Consider the following 2,033-nt stretch of genomic DNA (forward strand, 5'->3'; position numbering starts at 1 on the left):
CTAGGTATATACAATTTCTTTCGACAAATAAATAATATTTAAGTTTTATGGTTAACTTATCTAGCTTTAAGTCCTTGATCTTAACACCTCTTGAAAACTCCCTGCCAAAAACTTTTCAGGAGTTAACTGTACAAAATTTATGTTGATAGTAATCAATCAGGAGAAGTAGCTGCTTTGAGACTGGAAGCTGAACCAAGATTGCCAGGAATAATCTTAACTTAAGAGGGACATATCTCAGGAATGATTTCCCGACAGCGGTTTTTGGAGTCTCTGAGTTGCCTTTTTGGACGAGAACTATTTTTGAAAAGGTCTTTAAAGACTTTGTATGAATTCGCTTATACAGATTTTTTGCTTATGCCTGGCAATACTACAGTTGTAGAAGCTAGTAGTACCGCTTTACAAAGACCAACTAACCAAGCTTATGAACTAATTGTGGTTGAAATCGAACCCTATGTCTACAGAATTTTAGATGTCCATCATCTGCTGATAGCTCAATGTCATATTCATCAATTGGCCAGTAATTTACTCCATGAACTTTATCAAGAATTGGAGAAAGCTCACCAAGAATTAGAGCTTCAAGCTTCTTTAGATGCCTTGACTCAAGTTGCTAATGGTAGAACATTTGACGAATATCTAGCTTAACAGTGGTTACAAATGTCTAAAGGACAGAACTCTATCTCCGTCATCATGGCAGATATTGATTGTTTTAAAAGTTACAATGACACTTATGGTCATCAAGCTGGAGATCAATGTCTCAAACAAGTAGCTTTGGCAATCAATCAAGCTGTTCAAATGTCACTTCAAACAAATAAGGAAAATTTAGTAGCTCGTTATGGAGGAGAAGAATTTGCTATAGTTTTACCCAAGATAAATGCTATTGATGCTGTTTCTGTAGCTGAACAAATTCGTGTTCTCATGTCAAGTCATTAAATATTATTCATCAAGCTTCTGTTACCTCAAAAGTTGTAACTTTAAGTTTAGGACTCACCACAACTGTACCTCAATTGGGTGGATCACGAGAAGCATTAGCATTAATTTATGAAGCAGATCGAGCACTTTATCAAGCTAAAATTAAAGGTCGCGATCGCGTTCTCCTTAGTTAAGGTTAGCTCTGGATAAATTATATCATCTCTGGTAGCATCGTTAGTGTATAAAATTACGTCATAATTAGAGGGAACCCTTCTTCCTGATAACTTCTTTTCTCTGTCTCCCTTTCATCAAAGTTTAGGTATATAACCGGACATGATATTACAGCGCTTTTCAAATGAATGAACTACAAATATCTAAAATAGAACTGTACAAGGAGTGATCGCCTCAACTTATCAACTTATAGTTGAATAAATAATGATCATAACAAATTATCATCATTTATTCAAATAACAAATCAACCGTTTTCAGATTTATTCAGCAAACCCACGGCAAACGCATCTTATTTTGAAGTTCTGACAGGGTAAAGATGCCAGACTTTTGAGTATTTATACTTATTTCTTCTCTAAAGCTTAACGGCAGAAGCTTCCAGAATTTAGATGCGTTTGCCCTGTTCAGCAAACCCTAAATATTGCTTAACTATTCAAGCTAATTTTCTGCTTCTAACTTCTTGAGTCAACTAATTTTATTTCTGAGTACGACGACTTCTAGGAGGAACGACTTTTGGGGAAGTTGATTTACCGGGAGTGGACTTACGTCGGTGTTTCTGAGGTTTGACCTTGGGAATTAAGCTAGATAGACCTTTAGTTTTGAAACGTTTATAAGCTGAACTACTCCAGTCACTAACAGAATGACTCATTGCACCAAGTTCTAGACCCACTAATAAAGCAATTACTTCTTGATAATGTAGAGAAAGTGATCGCCACAAGCTTTCAACAAACGCTAAAATACTCCATTCCAGCCCCAGTAATTCATCTATAATAAAACCAAATACAACCACCACTCCCAACCATGTTAAAAGATATAGCAATCGTATTGCAGTACCAATTATCGGTCCGTGAGATAAAAAGGAGCGATGATTCAGACTGGTTTGGTAGGGTCGCCAA

4 protein-coding genes are annotated in these 2,033 nt (G+C 36.2%); 3 read left to right on the forward strand and 1 reads right to left on the reverse strand.

Going from position 1 to position 2,033, the window contains the following annotated elements; genetic code table 11:
- The first annotated feature begins 354 nt into the window (after nucleotides 1–354).
- Genes F6K13_RS30415 through F6K13_RS30425 form a run of 3 tightly spaced genes read left to right on the forward strand, consistent with a single transcriptional unit; the run spans nucleotide 355 to nucleotide 1,103 of the window.
- Nucleotides 355–642 carry a GGDEF domain-containing protein gene (locus tag F6K13_RS30415; RefSeq protein WP_124147144.1) on the forward strand — a complete coding sequence of 96 codons (288 nt, stop codon included), beginning with the start codon at nucleotides 355–357 and terminating at the stop codon, nucleotides 640–642.
- 12 nt (nucleotides 643–654) lie between these two features.
- The gene (locus F6K13_RS30420; protein ID WP_124147145.1) at nucleotides 655–930 is read left to right on the forward strand and encodes a GGDEF domain-containing protein; all 276 of its coding nucleotides are present in this window, start codon (nucleotides 655–657) and stop codon (nucleotides 928–930) included.
- Nucleotides 931–935: 5 nt separating this feature from the next.
- On the forward strand, nucleotides 936–1,103 hold the full coding sequence (locus F6K13_RS30425; protein ID WP_240041639.1) for a hypothetical protein: 168 nt from the start codon (nucleotides 936–938) through the stop codon (nucleotides 1,101–1,103).
- A gap of 509 nt (nucleotides 1,104–1,612) precedes the next feature.
- On the opposite strand, the gene F6K13_RS30430 is transcribed toward F6K13_RS30425, so the two are convergent.
- A partial coding sequence (locus tag F6K13_RS30430; protein WP_287289469.1) for a metal-binding protein occupies nucleotides 1,613–2,033 on the reverse strand: 421 nt, incomplete at its 5' end.

The sequence above is a fragment of the Okeania sp. SIO2B9 genome, from assembly GCF_010672505.1.
GTDB classification, from domain to species: domain Bacteria; phylum Cyanobacteriota; class Cyanobacteriia; order Cyanobacteriales; family Microcoleaceae; genus Okeania; species Okeania hirsuta.

Bases quoted from the DNA above. Each gene is read 5' to 3' on its own strand.
- F6K13_RS30415 (WP_124147144.1), top strand. From the start codon at position 355: ATGCCTGGCAATACTACAGTTGTAGAAGCTAGTAGTACCGCTTTACAA.
- F6K13_RS30420 (WP_124147145.1), top strand. From the start codon at position 655: ATGTCTAAAGGACAGAACTCTATCTCCGTCATCATGGCAGATATTGAT.